General features: G+C 65.9%; 18 protein-coding genes and 1 tRNA gene. 14 read left to right on the top strand and 5 right to left on the bottom strand.

Annotated elements, in window-relative coordinates; translation table 11 throughout:
- Positions 1 to 53: 53 nt before the first annotated feature.
- The 3 genes from OX89_RS16065 to OX89_RS16055 all read left to right on the top strand — a co-directional run bounded on the left by OX89_RS16065 (position 54) and on the right by OX89_RS16055 (position 2,820).
- Positions 54 to 929, top strand: coding sequence for a 2-keto-4-pentenoate hydratase (locus OX89_RS16065; RefSeq protein WP_047351362.1), 876 nt, complete (start codon positions 54 to 56; stop codon positions 927 to 929).
- A 79-nt stretch (positions 930 to 1,008) separates the two neighbouring features.
- Entirely contained in the window at positions 1,009 to 1,935 is a 927-nt protein-coding gene (locus OX89_RS16060; RefSeq protein ID WP_199856269.1) for an alpha/beta hydrolase, read from the top strand.
- A 21-nt stretch (positions 1,936 to 1,956) separates the two neighbouring features.
- Positions 1,957 to 2,820, top strand: a complete 864-nt coding sequence (locus tag OX89_RS16055) for a YbgC/FadM family acyl-CoA thioesterase (protein WP_047351360.1) — start codon at positions 1,957 to 1,959, stop codon at positions 2,818 to 2,820.
- Between the two features lie 59 nt (positions 2,821 to 2,879).
- Here the strand turns inward: OX89_RS16055 and OX89_RS16050 are convergent, their stop codons facing one another.
- A complete protein-coding gene (locus OX89_RS16050; RefSeq protein WP_047351359.1) occupies positions 2,880 to 3,815 on the bottom strand; it encodes a folate-binding protein YgfZ in 936 nt (311 codons plus the stop codon).
- A gap of 9 nt (positions 3,816 to 3,824) precedes the next feature.
- On the opposite strand from OX89_RS16050, the gene mltG reads away from it, so the two are divergent.
- The 6 genes from mltG to OX89_RS16020 all read left to right on the top strand — a co-directional run bounded on the left by mltG (position 3,825) and on the right by OX89_RS16020 (position 8,446).
- On the top strand, positions 3,825 to 4,862 hold the full coding sequence (gene mltG / locus OX89_RS16045) for an endolytic transglycosylase MltG (RefSeq protein WP_199856266.1): 1,038 nt from the start codon (positions 3,825 to 3,827) through the stop codon (positions 4,860 to 4,862).
- Positions 4,859 to 5,512, top strand: coding sequence for a dTMP kinase (gene tmk / locus OX89_RS16040; RefSeq protein ID WP_011804987.1), 654 nt, complete (start codon positions 4,859 to 4,861; stop codon positions 5,510 to 5,512). Before mltG ends, tmk begins: the two co-directional genes overlap by 4 nt.
- Complete coding sequence (locus OX89_RS16035; RefSeq protein ID WP_011804988.1) at positions 5,509 to 6,504, top strand: DNA polymerase III subunit delta'; 996 nt, start codon at positions 5,509 to 5,511, stop codon at positions 6,502 to 6,504. The genes tmk and OX89_RS16035 overlap by 4 nt, the downstream gene beginning before the upstream one ends.
- A 16-nt stretch (positions 6,505 to 6,520) precedes the next feature.
- Positions 6,521 to 6,880, top strand: a complete 360-nt coding sequence (locus OX89_RS16030; protein ID WP_047351358.1) for a PilZ domain-containing protein — start codon at positions 6,521 to 6,523, stop codon at positions 6,878 to 6,880.
- Between the two features lie 73 nt (positions 6,881 to 6,953).
- On the top strand, positions 6,954 to 7,763 hold the full coding sequence (locus OX89_RS16025; protein ID WP_047351357.1) for a TatD family hydrolase: 810 nt from the start codon (positions 6,954 to 6,956) through the stop codon (positions 7,761 to 7,763).
- Positions 7,760 to 8,446 (top strand): ankyrin repeat domain-containing protein, encoded by a 687-nt coding sequence (locus tag OX89_RS16020; protein ID WP_047351356.1) that lies wholly within the window; start codon positions 7,760 to 7,762, stop codon positions 8,444 to 8,446. The genes OX89_RS16025 and OX89_RS16020 overlap by 4 nt, the downstream gene beginning before the upstream one ends.
- A 123-nt stretch (positions 8,447 to 8,569) precedes the next feature.
- Here the strand turns inward: OX89_RS16020 and msbA are convergent, their stop codons facing one another.
- Positions 8,570 to 10,354 (bottom strand): lipid A export permease/ATP-binding protein MsbA, encoded by a 1,785-nt coding sequence (msbA, locus tag OX89_RS16015; RefSeq protein WP_047351355.1) that lies wholly within the window; start codon positions 10,352 to 10,354, stop codon positions 8,570 to 8,572.
- A gap of 121 nt (positions 10,355 to 10,475) precedes the next feature.
- On the opposite strand from msbA, the gene tolB reads away from it, so the two are divergent.
- The 5 genes from tolB to OX89_RS15990 all read left to right on the top strand — a co-directional run bounded on the left by tolB (position 10,476) and on the right by OX89_RS15990 (position 14,068).
- Positions 10,476 to 11,798: a Tol-Pal system beta propeller repeat protein TolB gene (gene tolB / locus OX89_RS16010; protein WP_047351354.1), complete on the top strand. Its 1,323-nt coding sequence runs from the start codon at positions 10,476 to 10,478 to the stop codon at positions 11,796 to 11,798.
- A 39-nt stretch (positions 11,799 to 11,837) separates the two neighbouring features.
- Entirely contained in the window at positions 11,838 to 12,380 is a 543-nt protein-coding gene (gene pal / locus OX89_RS16005; RefSeq protein WP_047351353.1) for a peptidoglycan-associated lipoprotein Pal, read from the top strand.
- Entirely contained in the window at positions 12,380 to 13,165 is a 786-nt protein-coding gene (ybgF, locus tag OX89_RS16000; protein WP_011804995.1) for a tol-pal system protein YbgF, read from the top strand. Before pal ends, ybgF begins: the two co-directional genes overlap by 1 nt.
- Positions 13,162 to 13,944 carry a ThiF family adenylyltransferase gene (locus tag OX89_RS15995; protein WP_047351352.1) on the top strand — a complete coding sequence of 261 codons (783 nt, stop codon included), beginning with the start codon at positions 13,162 to 13,164 and terminating at the stop codon, positions 13,942 to 13,944. Before ybgF ends, OX89_RS15995 begins: the two co-directional genes overlap by 4 nt.
- A gap of 48 nt (positions 13,945 to 13,992) precedes the next feature.
- Positions 13,993 to 14,068, top strand: a tRNA-Lys gene (locus tag OX89_RS15990).
- A gap of 217 nt (positions 14,069 to 14,285) precedes the next feature.
- Here the strand turns inward: OX89_RS15990 and OX89_RS18735 are convergent.
- From OX89_RS18735 to OX89_RS15980, 3 genes are all read right to left on the bottom strand, one after another.
- Entirely contained in the window at positions 14,286 to 14,450 is a 165-nt protein-coding gene (locus OX89_RS18735) for a hypothetical protein (RefSeq protein ID WP_199856265.1), read from the bottom strand.
- Positions 14,451 to 14,509: 59 nt separating this feature from the next.
- Complete coding sequence (locus tag OX89_RS15985) at positions 14,510 to 15,277, bottom strand: alpha/beta hydrolase (protein WP_047351351.1); 768 nt, start codon at positions 15,275 to 15,277, stop codon at positions 14,510 to 14,512.
- Between the two features lie 145 nt (positions 15,278 to 15,422).
- On the bottom strand, positions 15,423 to 16,367 hold the full coding sequence (locus OX89_RS15980) for a hypothetical protein (RefSeq protein ID WP_047351350.1): 945 nt from the start codon (positions 16,365 to 16,367) through the stop codon (positions 15,423 to 15,425).
- Positions 16,368 to 16,658 lie beyond the last annotated feature (291 nt).

Raw genomic sequence — 16,658 nt, 5'->3', positions numbered from 1 at the left:
AAGAGAGGGAGTGCCAGTAGGATCGCCCGACACACTACAACCAGGAGACACGCATGACCATGAAGCAAACCCTCATCGCCCTGTGCGCGGGGGTCACCTTGGCGACCGGCCTGGGCGCCCAGGCCGAGTGCCTCAGCGACGCTGCGGTGGGAGCGATGGCCTCGCACTACGCCGCCAAGACCCCCGCGCCCAACTTCCCGGCGCTGTCTGACGCCGACGGCGCCTGCACCCGCGCCAAGTTCAATGCGCTGCTGGGCGCCCGCCTGGGCAAGGTGGTGGGCTACAAAGCCGGCCTCACCAACCCCGCGGTGCAAAAGCGCTTCAACACCGACAAGCCGGTGTGGGGCAAGCTGTACGAGGGCATGGTGCGCCCCGGCGGCAGCACCGTGCCCGCCGCGTTTGGGGCGCGCCCGCTGTACGAGGCCGACCTGCTGGTACGCGTGAAGGACGCCGCCGTCAACCACGCGCGTACGCCCGAGGAGGTGCTGCAGCACATCGACCAGGTGATCCCCTTCATCGAGCTACCCGACCTGGTGGTGCAGGCGCCGCCCCAGCTCAACGGCGCCGGCGTAGGCGCGATCAACGTGGGCGCGCGCCTGGGTATCGCCGGGCAGCCTATCGCCGTGCCAGCGACGCGCGGCGAGCGCTATGCGCTGCTGGACGCGCTGGAGCGCATGACCGTGCAGCTCACGGACCATTCCGGCGCGCTGCTCGCCAGCGGCAAGGGCAGCGATATCCTCGGGCATCCGCTCAACGCCGTGGTCTGGCTGGCCCAGGCGCTGCAGCAGGAGGAGATCACGCTGCAGCCCGGCGACCTGGTGAGCCTGGGGTCGTTTTCTCCGCTGCTGCCCCCGCGCGCCGGCCTGAGCGTCACGGCAACCTATCTGGGCCTGCCCGGCGCGCAGCCGGTGCAGGTGCACTTCCAATAACCCAAGGACTTTTCCGTTGACGACGCCCGGTTCCGCTTCCCATGTGCCTTCCCCCCACCACGCGCGGCTCACGCCGCAGATGCGCAACGTCATCGACGGCATGGCGCGCGCCGGGCGCCCCCCACTGCACACCCTGAGCCCTGCACAGGCCCGCGCTGCCTATGAACTGGGTGCCGGGGTGCTGGAGCTGCCCAAGGCGGCCTTGCCGCGCGTGGAAGACCTGCGCGTCCCCGCACGCGACGGCACCCCGCTGCCCGCGCGCCTGTATGCACCCACGGCCTCTGACGCGCAGGCGCTGCCGTTGCTGCTGTACCTGCACGGTGGCGGCTTCACCATCGGCAGCATTGCCACCCACGACGTGCTGTGCCGCGAGTTGGCGCGGCTGGCCGGCTGCATGGTGGTGTCGCTGGAATACCGGCTCGCGCCCGAGCATCCGTTCCCCACGGCCAGCGACGATGCGTGGGACGCGCTGGCCTGGCTGGCGCAGCACGCCACCACGCTGGGCGCCGACCCGTCGCGCCTGGCGGTGGGCGGCGACAGCGCAGGCGGCACGTTGGCCGCGGTGTGCGCTCTTCAGGCGCGCGATGCCGGGCTGCCCCTGGCGCTGCAGTTGCTCATCTACCCCGGCACCACGGCGCACCAGGACACGCCCTCGCACACCGAGTTCGCGCACGGCCTGGTGCTCGAACGCGCGGCCATTGGCTGGTTTTTCGACCAGTACATCCCCAGCCGCGCCGAGCGCGAGGACTGGCGCTTCGCCCCCTTGCTCGCGCCCGACGCCGAGGGCGTGGCGCCGGCCTGGATCGGTCTGGCCGAGTACGACCCGCTGGTGGACGAGGGCGTGGAGTACGCGGACAAGCTGCGTGCCGCGGGCGTGCCGGTGCAGCTCGAGATCTACCGCGGCGTGACGCACGAATTCATCAAGATGGGTCGCGCCCTTCCCGAGGCGCGCCAGGCCCATGCCGATGCTGCCGCCGCGCTGCGCAGCGCCTTTCAACTCGACTGATCCCTTCGACGGAAACACGCCATGCAACGCTCTGACTTCCGCTGTTTTCACCGCCTGCGCGTGCGCTGGTCAGAGGTGGACATCCAGAAGATCGTCTTCAATGCCCACTACCTCACCTACGCTGATTGCGCCATGACCGAATACTGGCGCGCGCTGGCGTTGCCGTACGAAACCGGCATGCAGGCGCTGGGCGGCGAGGTGTACCTCAAGAAAGCCAGCGTCGAGTACCACGCCTCCGCCCGGCTCGACGACCTGCTGGACGTGGGCATGCGCTGCGCGCGCGTGGGCACCACGTCGCTGGTGTTCGAGGCCAGCATGTTCGCTGGCGATCGGCTGCTGGTGACCGTGGAACTGGTCTATGTGTTTGCCGACCCCGCCACGCAGACCAAGCGCGCGGTGCCGCCCGCGCTGCGCGCGATGATCGAGCACTTCGAGGCCGGCGGCGAGATGGTGGAGCTGCGCGTGGGCGACTGGGCCACGCTGGGGCGCGACGCCACGGCGCTGCGCACGGCGGTGTTCGTGCAGGAGCAGGGGATTGCGCCCGAGATCGAGCTGGACGCGCTGGACGCCACCGCCGTGCACGCCGTCGCCTACAACCGCCTGGGTCTGCCCGTGGCGACGGGCCGACTGCTGCAGGATGCGCCGGGCCAGGCGCGCATCGGCCGCATGGCGGTGGATCGCGTGTTGCGCGGCCAGCGTTGGGGCCGCATGGTGCTGGACGCATTGGTGCAGGCGGCACGCGCGCGCGGCGACGCGCAGGTCAGGCTGCATGCCCAGTGCAGCGCCGAGGCGTTCTACCGCCGCGCAGGTTTTGAGGCCGTAGGCCAACCGTATGAGGAGGCGGGCATTGCCCACATCACCATGCGGCGCAGTCTGCAGGGCTGACTGCTTCTTTATTGATAGCTGCTAGCGCTTGTCAAATAAGCGCTAGCGCCTGTTTTTGCTTAAATGTCTTCCAGCAGCGCATAGGGCAGCGGCAGCAGCGTGAGCGCCACGCCATCCGCGGCGCCCACCCGCAGTGCGCCGCCGGTGGCTGCGATCTTCAGCGACACCAGCGCATCCACGCCGCCGGTGGGTGCGGCCGCAACCTGCACCACCGTGCCCACGGGCTGTTCGGCGTCACCGTCGGCAAACACTTCAGCACCCACGGCCACGGCCGAAGGGGCATGTGCCAGGTAAGTGCGCCGCTTGAGCGTGCCGCGGAACTGGCTGCGCGCCACGACCTCCTGGCCGGGGTAGCAGCCCTTCTTGAAGTTCACGCCGCCCACGGACTCATAGTTCAGCATCTGCGGCACGAAGGCCTCGACCACGGGCGCGGTCAGGGTGGCGATACCGCTGCGCACCTCGCTCCACAGCCACAGCGCTTCAGTCAGGGCTGCGCCAGCGGGCGCAGCGCTGCCAGCGGGCGCTACCCACAGCGCGCGCGGCTGCCCTTCGGCGGGGTAGAGCTGCACCACGCTGGCATCCCCCACATCGGCCTTGGCCCAGGGCTCGCCAGCGGGTAGCACGGCGCGGGCGGCGTCGCCCAGCAGGCCGTACAGCGCAAAGTCGCCGGTGGCATCGGTCAGCTTGGCCTTGGCGCGCATCACGAACATCGACAGGCGCTTGAGCGCGGGCGCCAGCAGGTCGCGGGCGCAGACCAGCAGTACCTCGGCCTCGCTGCGCTTGAAGGCGATGAAGCTGGCCTGCATGCGGCCTTTGACGGTCAGGAACGCCGCCAGGCGGGCGTGGTGCAGATCCAGCAGCGCGAAGTCCTGCGTCAGCTGGCCGTGCAGGAACTTGGCGGCGTCTTCACCGGCCACGCGGATCACGCCAAGGTGGGACAGGGGGACTACGCCGTCCGCAGGCAGGGACGGGGGCACTGGCATGGAGTCGGTCATGGCTGAATTATGATGCCCGGCTTCTTTCATACAGGCTGCAGGGTTGTGCGTCGTTTCCTCGCATTGGTGTTGCTCATCGTGATCGCCGTGGGCGCTGTGGCCGCCTGGTGGCTGCAGGCGCCGTTGCCGGTGCGCGCGGACGTGCCCGCCGGCCAGCCGCTGGAGCTGGAGATCGAGCCTGGCACCACGCCACGCGGCGTGGCCCGCGCGGTGGTGCGGTCGGGCATGGCCACGGATGCAGACGTGCTGTTCCTGTGGTTCCGGTTGTCGGGCAAGGACCGCGAGATCAAGGCCGGCAACTACGAGATTCCCCAGGGCACCAGCCCCTACGCGCTGCTACAGAAGCTGGTGCGCGGCGAGGAGGCATTGCGCGCCGTCACGCTGGTGGAAGGCTGGACCTTTCGCCAGGTGCGCCAGGCGCTGGCGCGGGCCGAGCAGCTCAAGCCCGACAGCCAGGGCCTGAGCGACGCGGACATCATGGAGCGCCTGGGCCGCGCGGGCGTGCCCGCGGAGGGGCGCTTCTTTCCCGACACCTACACCTATGCCAAGGGCAGCAGCGACATTGCCGTGCTGCGTCGCGCGCTGCACGCCATGGACCGGCGTCTGGACGCGGCCTGGGCGCAGCGCGCGCCGGACACGCCGCTCCAATCCGCCGACCAGGCGCTGATCCTGGCGAGCATCGTCGAGAAGGAAACCGGCCGCGCCGAAGACCGCGCGCAGATCGCCGGCGTGTTCAGCAACCGCCTGCGCGTGGGCATGCTGCTGCAGACCGACCCCACGGTGATCTACGGCCTGGGTGAGAAGTTCGACGGCAACCTGCGCCGCCGTGACCTGACCGCCGACACCCCCTACAACACCTACACACGTGCGGGCCTGCCGCCCACGCCGATTGCCATGCCCGGCAAGGCGGCGCTGTTGGCCGCGGTGCAGCCCGCGCCCACCAAGGCGCTGTACTTCGTGGCGCGCGGCGACGGTTCCAGCCACTTCAGCAGCACGCTCCAAGACCACAACCGTGCGGTGAACCGCTACCAACGCGGCCAGAAATGACCAACGGCGCATTCATCACCTTCGAGGGCATCGACGGCGCGGGCAAGTCCTCGCACATCGACGCGTTGGCCCAGGCGCTGCGCGCTGCGGGGCATACCGTGGCCCTGACGCGCGAGCCCGGCGGCACACCGCTGGCCGAGAAGCTGCGCGAGATGCTGCTGCACGACAGCATGGACGCGCTGACCGAAGCGCTGCTGGTGTTCGCCGCGCGGCGCGACCATCTGCGCTGCGTGATCGAGCCGGCGCTGGCACGCGGCGAGGTGGTGTTGTGCGACCGGTTCACCGATGCCACCTTTGCCTACCAGGGCGCAGGGCGCGGCTTCGATCTGGAAGTGCTATCGTATATGGAGCGCCTTGCGCAGACTGGTGTTGGTCTGCAGCCCGATTTGATGCGAAATCCGGACCTCACGCTGTGGTTCGACGTACCACCTGAGGTGGCCGCGCAGCGCCTGTCCGCCGCGCGCGCGCCCGACCGCTTCGAGTCGCAGCCCGTGGAGTTCTTCACCCGCGTGGCGCGTGGCTATGCCGACCGCGCCGCGGGAGCGCCGCAGCGCTTTGCGCGCATCGACTCGTCGCAGCCGCGCGAGCAGGTTGCCGCGCAGCTGCGTGCCGTGGTGGCCGCACGCGGCTGGCTGGCGCAGACGCCATGAGTGCGGTCGCCCCCTGGATCGCCGCGCAGCGCCAGGCGCTGCTGGCCCAGCGCGGCCACGCGTGGCTGCTGCAGGGCCCGTCCGGCCTGGGCCAGTACACGCTGGCGCTGGAGCTGGTGCGCGCCTGGCTGTGCGATGCGCCCACCGCGCACGGCGCCTGCGGCCAGTGCGCCAGCTGCCATGGCATCGATGTGCATACGCATGCCGACCTGTGCGTGCTCATGCCCGAAACGCAGGCGCTGGCCCTGGGCTGGCCGCTGCCCGAGAAGGCGCAGGCCGAGATCGAGGACAAGAAGCGCAAGGCCAGCCGCGAGATCCGCGTCGAGGCCATGCGCGACGCGGTGGAGTTCGCCCAGCGCACCAGCGGGCGCGGCCGCGGAAAGGCCGTGCTGGTCTACCCGGCAGAGCAGATGAACCATGTGACGGCCAACGCGCTGCTCAAGACGCTGGAGGAGCCTCCGGGCGACGTGCGCTTTGTGCTGGCCACCGAGGCCGCGCACGAACTGCTGCCCACCATCCGCAGCCGCTGCCTGGGGCACACCCTGCAGTGGCCCGATCCGGCCCAAAGCCAGCAATGGCTGGTAGAGCAGGGCGTGCCCGCGGACGCGGCCGAGGCCCTGCTGCGCGCCGCCGGCGGCCGGCCTGACGACGCACTGGCCCTGGCGCGTGCGGGCCGCAGCCCGCAGACCTGGGCGCTGCTGCCCAAGGCCGTGGCGCGCGGCGACGTGTCGGCGCTGGCCGGGCTGGAACCCGCACAGGCCGTAGATGCCTTGCAAAAGCTCTGCCACGATCTGCTGGCGCAACGCGTGGGTGCACAGCCGCGCTATTTCTCGCCCGCCGACTTGCCCACGCCGCCCGGCGTGGGGCCGCTCACGCGCTGGTCGCGCGCCCTCGCCAAGGAGGCGCGCACGGCCGAGCACCCCTTCAACGCCGGCCTGATGCTGGAGTCGCTTGTGGCGCAGGCGCGCCACACACTAAACTCGCGCCATTGAAAGCCTTCTACGACCTATGAGCAGTCCCTCCACAGCGCCGCGCCCCAGCGTCATGCAGCTGAACATTAAGGAAAAGGCCGCGCTGTACGCGGCCTATATCCCGTTCTTTGAAGAGGGCGGCATCTTCGTGCCCACGGCGCGCGAATACAAGCTCGGCGATGATGTGTACGTGCTGCTCACGCTGCCCGACGACCCGCAGCGCTACCCCGTGGCCGGCCGCGTGGCCTGGGTGACACCCGCGCGCGCCGCGGGCAACCGCACGCAGGGCGTGGGCATCCAGTTTCCCAAGGACGAGAAGTCGCGCCAGCTCAAGCACAAGATCGAGGAAGTGCTGGGCACGGCCCTGGCGTCTGAACGGGCTACGCAGACCATCTAAGGGCAACCCTTCGCGGGCCCCGCAGGATGCCGACCGCGCCCGCCGGTCGGCATTTTTGTTTTTCGAGACCACCATGTTTGTCGATTCCCACTGCCACCTGAACTTTCCCGAACTCATCAGCCAGTTGCCGCAGATCCGCCAGGCCATGGCCGAGGCGCAGGTGGACCGCGCGCTGTGCATCTGCACCACGATGGAGGAGTTCTCCGCCGTGCACGCGCTGGCGACCGGCTATGACAACTTCTGGGCCACGGTCGGCGTGCACCCGGACAACGAAGGCGTGGCCGAGCCCTCCGTGCGGGACCTGCTGGAGCGCGCAGCGCTGCCGCGCGTGGTGGCCATCGGGGAGACGGGGCTGGACTACTACGGCATGGACGACCGCAAGGGCGGCCGCAGCATCGCCGACCTGGAGTGGCAGCGCGAGCGCTTTCGCACGCATATCCGCGCCGCGCGCGCGGCGGCCAAGCCGCTGGTGATCCACACGCGCAGCGCTTCGCAGGACACCCTGGCCATCCTGCGCGAAGAGGGCGAGGACGGAGCGGGCAACCGTGCGGGCGGCGTGTTCCACTGCTTCACCGAAACCGCCGAGGTGGCCCGCGCGGCGCTGGACCTGGGCTACTACATCTCGTTCTCGGGCATCGTCACGTTCAAGAACGCGCAGGACCTGCGCGACGTGGCCGCCTTTGTGCCCATGGACCGCCTGCTCATCGAGACCGACAGCCCGTATCTGGCGCCGGTGCCTTACCGGGGCAAGACCAACAACCCGTCTTACGTGCCCTACGTCGCCCAGCAGCTGGCACAGGTGAAGGGGCTGAGCGTCCAGCAGGTGGCCGAGGCAACCAGCCGTAACTTCGAGCAACTTTTCTTGAGCAAGGAGGCAGTATGAAGAGCCTGTTGCAGCGTCGCAGCGCCCTGGCGTGGCTCGCCGCGGTTGCCGCCGGCACCGCGGGGCTGGCGCATGCCGGCGCGTACGACGATTTCCTGCGTGCCATCGCGCGCGACGATGCCGCCACGGTGGCTTCGCTGCTGCGCCGCGGGTTTGACCCCAACGCGCGCGATCCCAAGGGGCAGCCCGCGCTGATCCTGGCCCTGCGCGAGGAAGCGCGGCAGGTGGCCGAGGTGCTGATCGCCGCCAAGGGGCTGAAGGTGGAGGAGCGCAATGCCAAGGACGAAAGCGCGCTGATGATGGCCGCCTTGCGCGGCAATCTGCCCGCTGCGCGCGGCCTGATCGCGCGCGAGGCGGACGTCAACAAGACCGGCTGGGCGCCGCTGCACTATGCCGCTGCGAGCACCACGGGCGATGCCGCGGCCATGGTGGCGCTGTTGCTGGAGCATCACGCCTACATCGACGCTGCATCGCCCAACGGCACCACGCCGCTGATGATGGCCGTGCGCTACGGCACGGCGGATGCGGCGCGCCTGCTGATCAGCGAGGGGGCCGACCCATCGCTGAAGAACCAACTGGGCCTGTCGGCCGTGGATTTCGCCATGCGCGCCGACCGGCAGGACATGGTGCAACTGGTGGCGGAGGCCGTACGCCGCCGCCAGCCGGACCGCGGGAAATGGTAGGCCCTCGGGCGCGTATGCTATGAATAACGGAGCTTCTCGCGGTTGTCAGCTGGCGGTTTCAGGCCAAAATAGTGCCGAATCGCTTACAGGGCTAGCGCAAGCAGCTATTGTTTTTGGTGGTCGTCACGCGCCGCCATGTGCGCGCAGGCGCGCGTACAGGCCGCCCCGGGCCAACAGCTCCGCGTGGGGGCCCTGCTCGACGATGCGCCCTTGCTCCATGACCACCACGCGGTCCGCGTGTTCGATGGTGGAGAGGCGGTGGGCAATCACCAGCGTGGTGCGCCCTTGCATGAGGCGCTGCAGGGCCTGCTGTACCAGGCGTTCGGACTCGGTATCCAGTGCCGAGGTGGCCTCGTCGAGGATGAGCACCGGAGCGTCGCGGTAGAGCGCCCGCGCGATGGCCAGCCGCTGCCGCTGTCCGCCCGACAGCTGCGTCGCGTTGTGTCCCACCACGGTGTGCATACCCTGCGGGAGGCTGGCCACGTACTCGGCGAGGTTCGCTGCGTCCAGACAGTGCTGCACACGTTGCTCGTCCACGGCAGCGCCCAGCGCCACGTTGGCGGCGACGCTGTCGTTGAACATCACCACGTCCTGGCTCACCATGGCGAATTGCGCGCGCAGGCTGGGCAACGCCCACTGGTCGGTCGCCACGCCATCCAGCAGCACTTGGCCGCTGCTGGGGCTGAGAAAGCGCGGCAGCAGGTTCACCAGCGTGGTCTTGCCGGCACCGGAGGGGCCGACGAACGCCACCACTTCGCCCGGGCGGATGTCCAGGCTCACGGCGTCCAGTGCGGGCGCCTGGTCGGGCCGGAAGGACACGGTCACGTTGCGCAGGGCAATCGCCCCCTGGGCGCGCTGCGCGGTGTGCGTGCCGCCTGTCTCGGCCGGCGCCTCGTGCAGCAGGGCCAGGCCCCGCTCCAGCGCCGCCACGCCGCGCGTGATGGGGTTGGCGATGTCGGCCATGCGGCGGATGGGCGCTATCAACATCAGCATCGCCGCGATGAACGAGGCGAAACCGCCCACGGTCACGTCCTTGGCACCGTTGCCATGGCTTTGCCACAGGGCGATGCAGATCACGGTGGACAGCGCGCCCGCGGACAGCAGCTGCGTGGTGGGCGTCATGGCGGCCGAGGCGATCGTGGATTTGATGGCCAGGCGGCGCAGGCGCTGGCTCAGCGTGTCAAAGCGCGCGGCCTGCTCGGCCTGGGCGCCGTGCAGGCGTACCACACGGTGGGCCAGTACGTTCTCTTCGACCACATAGGCCAGGTCGTCGGTGGCCTGCTGGCTGCTTTTAGTGATCTTGTACAGGCGCCGCGAGAGCGTCTTCATCACCCAGGCCACCCCCGGCACCAGCACGGCCACGATCAGCGTGAGTTGCCAGTTCAGGTAGATGAGATAACCCAGCAGGGCGACCAGCGTGAAACCGTCGCGCGATAGGCCCAGCAGCGCCTGGACCAGCGAGGTGAACCCGGTCTGCACCTCATACACCACGGTGTTGGACAGTGCGCTGGCCGACTGGCGATGGAAAAGCCCCATGTCCGCCGCCAGCAGCCGCTCGAACAGCGCCGTGCGCAGGCGCAGCATGCCCTCGTTGGCGATGCGCGTGAGGGCGTACTGTCCCGTGAACTGGGCCAGCCCACGTACCAGGAAGACGCCGATGATGGCCACGGGAACCATCCACAGCTCCAGCGATCCTTCTGTAAAACCCTGGTCCAGCAATGGTTTGAGAAGCGCGGGAATCAATGGCTCGGTGGCGGCCGCGACGATCGTCGCCAACACCGCCATGGTCCATGCCAGCCGCTGGTGGCCGAAGTACGGATGGAGTCTGCGCAACCGCTCCCAGAGCGAAAGAGACTGCGGAGCTTGCTGCAAAGTGGTCTTTGGCGCGCTATGATTCGAATCTTGCATGAGGGGCGGATTCTACGTTTCGGCTATTGCAGACCGGCACAGTTTGTCACATGGCACGCTACGCTATGTGTAACATGCGAGGCTCTGTTTGCCGGCATTTGACGGTTATTCGATGGTTCCAATGACTATTGACCGCATCCCCAATACCCTTTCCTTCCGCACGGCTCTGCCGCAGCTTTCGCGGCGCCACGCCGTTGCAGCCTTGGCTGCCAGTTCCTCCCTTTCAGCGCTTGCGCAGTTCCGTGTGGAAATCACGGGCGTAGGCCTGACGCAACTGCCCATTGCGATCGCACCGTTCCGTGGCGAACCGCAATCGCCGCAGAAAATATCCGCCATCGTCCAGGCTGACCTGGAGCGCAGCGGGCGCTTTTTGGGCGTGGACGCGTCGGGTGTCGCGCTGGATGAATCGTCCCGTCCCGATCTGTCCCTGTGGCGTCAGCGCAAGGCCGACGCACTCACCTCCGGCAGCATCACGCGCTTGGCCGACGGCCGTTTCGACGTCCGATTCCGCTTGTGGGACGTGGTCAAGGCGCAGGACCTGGGCGGCCAGAGCTTCGTGGTCACGCAGGCCGACCTGCGTCTGGTGGCGCACCGCATTGCCGACTTCGTCTACGAAAAACTCACGGGCGAGCGCGGTATCTTCTCAACCCGCATTGCGTATGTGACCAAAGCCGGCTCGCGCTACAGCCTCTGGGTGGCCGATGCGGACGGCGAGAACGCGCAGTCAGCGCTTTCCAGTCCTGAGCCGATCATTTCTCCCGCATGGGCGCCCACCGGGACCCAGCTGGCTTACGTATCGTTCGAGTCGCGCAAGCCGGTGGTGTACGTGCATGACGTGGCCACAGGCCGCCGCCGTTTGATCGCCAATTTCCGTGGCTCCAACAGTGCCCCTGCTTGGTCGCCCGATGGCCGTACCTTGGCAGTGACCCTCAGCCGCGACGGGGGCTCGCAGCTCTACACCATCGACGCTAACGGCGGTGAGCCGCGCCGCCTGATGCAAAGCAGCGGCATCGACACGGAGCCCGTGTTCTCCAGCGACGGCCGCAGCATCTACTTCGTCAGCGACCGTGGAGGTTCGCCCCAGGTGTACCGCGTGGCAGCCAGCGGGGGAGGCGCGGAGCGCGTGACCTTCAACGGGTCCTACAACATTTCACCCAGCATCAGTCCCGATGGTCAGTGGTTGGCCTACATTTCCCGCGTGGGCGGCGCCTATAAGCTGCACGTGATGGATTTGAAGTCGGGCAGCGTGACGGCGGTGACCGACACCTCCGCCGATGAGAATCCCAGCTTTGCTCCCAATAGCCGGCTGATCGTCTACGCCACGCAGCAGCAGGGTCGCGAAGCCCTGATGACCACCACGCTGGACGGCAAGATCAAGGCGCGTCTGGCGGGGCAGGGTGGAGATATCCGCGAGCCCGACTGGGGCCCGTTCCAGAACAAATAAGTTTCCGTTTTTCGAACAACTGCTCTTCAGGAGTTTTTAATGAACCGTTTCCCCTTCAAGCGCGTGTCTCTGGCGCTCTCCATCGTCGCCCTCATGGCAGGCTGCAGCTCCGGCGTCAAGCTGGACGATGTGCCGGTCGAAGACCGCGGCGCTACGTCCACCGCACCGGGCGCCAACTCGGGAAGCACGGGCCAAAGCGGCGTGGCTCCTGTGGACTTGTCCCAGTCAGGGCGCGACGCCGAGGGTCCCGTTGGCGTGGCGCGCGTCATTTACTTCGACTTTGACAGCTTCATCGTCAAGCCTGAGTTCCAGTCCGTGCTGGAGGCCCATGCTCGCTTCATGAAAGCGTCTTCCGCCCGCAAGGTCGTGCTGGAGGGCCATACCGATGAGCGCGGTGGCCGCGAGTACAACCTGGCGCTGGGCCAGAAGCGCGCGGAAGCCGTGCGCCGCTCGTTGGGGCTGCTGGGCGTGCCGGACGCGCAGGTGGAGGCGGTGAGCTTTGGCAAGGAAAAGCCGGCGGTGCAGGGCCACACGGAAGACGCGCACTCGCAAAACCGCCGCGTTGAGCTGTCGTACCGTTGATGCCGCGCATGTCTTTGCTCCTGCGCCCGCGGGCGCTGGGCGCGGCGGCGCTGGCCGCCGCTGCCTGCTGGTCGACCCCCAGCTATGCATTGTTCGAGGACAGCGAGGCGCGCCGTGCCATCCTTGAGATGCGCCAGCGTGTCGATGCATTGACGCAGGCCAGCCAGCGTGCGGGGGAACGGTCCGGCGATGAGGTCTCGCAACTACGGCGCAGCCTGCTCGACCTACAGATGCAAATCGAGGCATTGCGCACTGAACAGGCGACACTGCGTGGTCAGAACGAGCAGCTATTGCGCGATGTCGCAGAGCTGCAGCGCCGCCAGAAGGACATGGCGCAGGGTGTCGATGAGCGGTTGCGCCAGTTTGAGCCCGCGACGGTGACGCTGGACGGGCGCGAATTCCGGGCTGATCCTGCAGAGAAGCGTGATTTCGAGGCGGCCTTGGCGCTCTTCCGTGCAGGTAAGTTCGGTGAAGCGTCCAACGCTTTCAGCGGCTTCGTGCGCCAGTATCCACAGTCCGGTTATGTACCGTCTGCCCGTTTTTGGCTGGGCAATGCACAGTACGCCACGCGTGATTACAAAGAGGCCATCAACAACTTCAAGGCTCTGTTGTCGGCGGCGCCAGACCATGCGCGCGCTCCCGAGGCGGCCCTCTCGATTGCCAATTGCCAGATCGAATTGAAAGATACGCGGGCTGCGCGCAAGACCCTGGAAGACTTGCTGCGCGTTTATCCGCAGTCGGAAGCAGCAGCCGCTGCGAAGGAACGCCTGGCGCGCCTGAAGTGATCACATCCGTTGACGACACGCCAGACTTGGAGCGGCGCTTCGCAGGGCTGGAACGCCTGTTCGGGCAGGAGGGCGCCGCACGCATCCGGAGCGCGCATGTTGCTGTGGTCGGAATTGGCGGCGTGGGTTCTTGGACAGCAGAGGCACTCGCGCGCAGCGGCGTCGGAGCGCTCACGCTGATTGACTTGGACCATGTAGCCGAGTCGAACGTCAACCGGCAAATTCACGCTCTGACCACAACCATAGGCCAAGCCAAGGTACGCGCCATGGCCGAGCGCATTGCCCTGATCAATCCGGCATGTCGGGTGAACTGCGTTGAAGAGTTCGTGGATGCACAGAACTGGCCCACTCTGTTGCCATCTTCGGTGGATGCATTGGTGGATGCATGCGACCAAGTAAACGCCAAGGCCGCAATGGCAGCTTGGGCCGTCTCCACGCGGCTGCCTTTCGTCACGGTAGGTGCTGCCGGGGGTAAGCGTCACGCATATAAAGTCGAGGTAGAAGATCTGGCGTTTACCACGCACGACCCGCTGCTGGCCCAGATGCGCTATCGCTTGCGCAGGAACCACGGCGCGGCCCGAGAAGGCCGCAAAATCGGCGTCACCTGCGTCTATAGCAAGGAAGCGGTATCAAAGCCACACGCGTCTTGCGGCGTCGGTGAAGGCGACGGATCCCTGAATTGCCATGGTTATGGCTCATCGGTCGCCGTCACGGCCACATTTGGTCACTGTGCAGCGGGATGGATTCTCGACAAGTTGGCGGAAAGGTCGAAGACCTAAAAATCACGCTATAATCTTTAGCTTTGCTACCGAGAGGTGGCAAAGGTTGGGACGTTAGCTCAGTTGGTAGAGCAGCGGACTTTTAATCCGTTGGTCACAAGTTCGAATCTTGTACGTCCTACCAAAATTTGGTTATGAATCAAGCACTTAGCGCAGAAATGCCTAGGTGCTTTTTCTTTGCCAGAATCCCATTGCCAGATCGTTGCCAGAATTTGTATGGATGCAGTTGTACTTTGTTGGACAACTGGCAATGAAATCTTGTCGTTCGCCTCGTACATTGGTCGGGCTCGGGCCTCAACTTTTGATGGCATCGCTGTGCCCGGTGCCGTCGTGTGTTCCGGTCAGATCAGGTAACCATTCCCACCGTACATCCGGCGATGCTTGCGGGCGGCAGAGTTGCGGTCATTGCCGATCTGCGTGGGCATTCCAGCCTTCACAAAGTCGCCGATCTTGCTTTTCGTGATGGATGCGCGCGAGTGTGCGAACAAGGCGGCCATGCCGGTCAAGGCGCTGCGGTGTGTCAGCGAATGGGGCAAACAAGGGGCCTCATGACGGAATGTGCACTTCAGTTCGTCGGCGCTTTGATCCAGTTGGCTATCAGATCAACTGCCTCGCGCTCCATGCCAATGAAGCCATGCCAATGCAAAGCCTCGCAGACGTTGCCCGTGGGATTCTCGCCGCCGCTGACCATGATCTCCTTCTTGGTCTGCGCGTTCTTCAAACCGCGCAGGATGGCGGGTACCTCGTGCGGTTGACACAATGTGCAGGCGTCCTTGGCGTGGTGCAGCACCAGCACAGGCACCTTGATTTGCGCCAAATCCTGTTTGGGCACGGCGCCGGGCTTCTTGTAACTGACCACGCTGGAGGTCAGCACCACTCCCGCCATCGCGTCAGGCATATTGATGGCAGCGGCCGTCACTGAAATCGTGCCCCGGCTGGTGCCAACCATCCAGACCGGCACATCTGCCTTGCGCTTTACGAACTCCAGAACTTTGCGCACATCAGTCATGTGTGTCTCGCTGATGCGGTCGGCGTAATCCAGATCCTGAGAATCGCTGGGACGGCCGAAGATGGCTACGTTGAAGCCGCTGGCGATGAAATAGGGCTCGGAGCGAACCAGGAAGTTGAGCCCCGTAGCCTTGCCCGCTTCGACCTTGCCGAAGCCTCCTGCGCCACCAGGGAACAGGAACACCGTGGCCTTGGCATCTGGAGCGGGTTCCCAAAATAGCGTTGTGGTCACGCCATCGCGCGTTGGCACCTTGAACAGGGTGCCTTCGGCATGGCTCACTAATGCAAGAGCCCATAGGGCAACGACAGTGAAAATTCTCTTCATTGAACCCTCCCGAATCGTTTTTCGGCCGACAGGCCGACGCCGAAAGTCTATGGTCGGCGTGGCACAGCCCTTCGTGCCGCCGGTCGCACGGCGTGCTTGTGAGACTCTTACCTAGAGTGCATCTCACCAGTCACTGGAGGGCTGTCTAACGGTTTTTCTTTTTTAGCTCGCTCTGGATCGCAGGCAAAGCGTCTTCGTAGTTAAAGCCGTTCTGTCCCTTGAGCGGAGGCAAACTGACCTGCTTGTTCAACCAGTCTCGCAAGCTCTGACCTTCGCCAGGACGCACGAGTGGATCATGGCTGTTACCCGGATAACGGAACGAAGTGAGGTTCTGCGGGTTGTCTTTGAATTTCTCTTCAAAACCCACCGCAGGAAACTGTTTGCTACCGCCAGCCCATGGGTCTTCATCCTCGTTGGACGACCACATCGGCAACCGGGTATCCCATTTCCACAGATGTTCATAGTGCCGGTTCACGCTCTGCTTGTGGCAAATGCCGCCTTTGACCTGTGGTTCGTTGCGATTCCAGTTGTAAGTGGTTCGGCAGCCCTCGCTGTGACCGCTCAAGAAGATAGGTAAGTCCGTGAGCGTTTTGATCCAACGGATCACTTCTTGAATATCGTCGCCCCGCGCCGCTAGTCGTGCGGGGTTCTTGGCGGTGTAAATGCCCTCTGCGGCCCGTTCGCCAGCGCGTCGAAGTTGCTCCTCCGGCGATCCGCCAGGGCAGCCCGTCTTGTTTCCATCGCGCGTCACGAACTCCGGCGAAACCACGGCAAAGCCTTCACGGTAGTAGAACTGCGCAATCGTGGTTTCCCAGCCCCACATGCCACCGCATCCATGATTGTGGATGATGACGCCGCGCACGCCCGGCAGCTTCTGAACCATCACCTCAAACTTCTCGCGGTAGACCGCTCCGAACAGCGGTATGTAAAACGTGCTGCGGTCCAGAACGTTTTTTGCCTGAGCCTTGTCGTAGGCGGGAGCATCTTTCCACTGCTGGGCTTGAGCAGGGTGCAGAGCGACGCACATCAAGAGAATGGCCGCCCACGACGCCATCGATTGAACACGCTGACCATTTATTGTTGGTTTCATTGCTTCCCTCCTTTATCGAGCATTGTTGAATACTTTAGCGAAATCTCTCAGCATGATCATGACTGACTTGATGGCTGGGTTTGAGGCCCAGTTGCCGAAGAACCTTAGCCGCACATCTGTGAAGCGCAGGATCAATGAAGCATCCCTGGCAAAGACCGGCGACCGGCCACAAGGAACACGCCGCTCACCGCTGCGCTAACTGTCATGACCCTTGCGGTTCACCCTGGATGATGGAAATAAGGCTGCTACCATGCACAAACGCTGTCTTCTTCACACGGCGGGTCGCGGCGT

Source organism: Diaphorobacter sp. J5-51 (assembly GCF_001023515.1).
Taxonomy (GTDB): Bacteria; Pseudomonadota; Gammaproteobacteria; order Burkholderiales; family Burkholderiaceae_C; genus Diaphorobacter; species Diaphorobacter nitroreducens.
This window is presented reverse-complemented; position numbering and strand designations above follow the sequence as displayed.

Excerpts from the sequence above, each read along its gene's own strand:
- OX89_RS16030 (WP_047351358.1), top strand. The coding sequence starts at position 6,521 with ATGAGCAGTCCCTCCACAGCGCCGCGCCCCAGCGTCATGCAGCTGAAC.
- OX89_RS16025 (WP_047351357.1), top strand. The coding sequence starts at position 6,954 with ATGTTTGTCGATTCCCACTGCCACCTGAACTTTCCCGAACTCATCAGC.
- tmk (WP_011804987.1), top strand. The coding sequence starts at position 4,859 with ATGACCAACGGCGCATTCATCACCTTCGAGGGCATCGACGGCGCGGGC.
- OX89_RS16050 (WP_047351359.1), bottom strand. The coding sequence starts at position 3,815 with ATGACCGACTCCATGCCAGTGCCCCCGTCCCTGCCTGCGGACGGCGTA.
- msbA (WP_047351355.1), bottom strand. The coding sequence starts at position 10,354 with ATGCAAGATTCGAATCATAGCGCGCCAAAGACCACTTTGCAGCAAGCT.
- mltG (WP_199856266.1), top strand. The coding sequence starts at position 3,825 with ATGATGCCCGGCTTCTTTCATACAGGCTGCAGGGTTGTGCGTCGTTTC.
- tolB (WP_047351354.1), top strand. The coding sequence starts at position 10,476 with ATGACTATTGACCGCATCCCCAATACCCTTTCCTTCCGCACGGCTCTG.
- OX89_RS15980 (WP_047351350.1), bottom strand. The coding sequence starts at position 16,367 with ATGAAACCAACAATAAATGGTCAGCGTGTTCAATCGATGGCGTCGTGG.
- OX89_RS16035 (WP_011804988.1), top strand. The coding sequence starts at position 5,509 with ATGAGTGCGGTCGCCCCCTGGATCGCCGCGCAGCGCCAGGCGCTGCTG.
- ybgF (WP_011804995.1), top strand. The coding sequence starts at position 12,380 with ATGCCGCGCATGTCTTTGCTCCTGCGCCCGCGGGCGCTGGGCGCGGCG.
- OX89_RS15985 (WP_047351351.1), bottom strand. The coding sequence starts at position 15,277 with ATGAAGAGAATTTTCACTGTCGTTGCCCTATGGGCTCTTGCATTAGTG.
- pal (WP_047351353.1), top strand. The coding sequence starts at position 11,838 with ATGAACCGTTTCCCCTTCAAGCGCGTGTCTCTGGCGCTCTCCATCGTC.
- OX89_RS16065 (WP_047351362.1), top strand. The coding sequence starts at position 54 with ATGACCATGAAGCAAACCCTCATCGCCCTGTGCGCGGGGGTCACCTTG.
- OX89_RS16055 (WP_047351360.1), top strand. The coding sequence starts at position 1,957 with ATGCAACGCTCTGACTTCCGCTGTTTTCACCGCCTGCGCGTGCGCTGG.
- OX89_RS16020 (WP_047351356.1), top strand. The coding sequence starts at position 7,760 with ATGAAGAGCCTGTTGCAGCGTCGCAGCGCCCTGGCGTGGCTCGCCGCG.
- OX89_RS16060 (WP_199856269.1), top strand. The coding sequence starts at position 1,009 with ATGCGCAACGTCATCGACGGCATGGCGCGCGCCGGGCGCCCCCCACTG.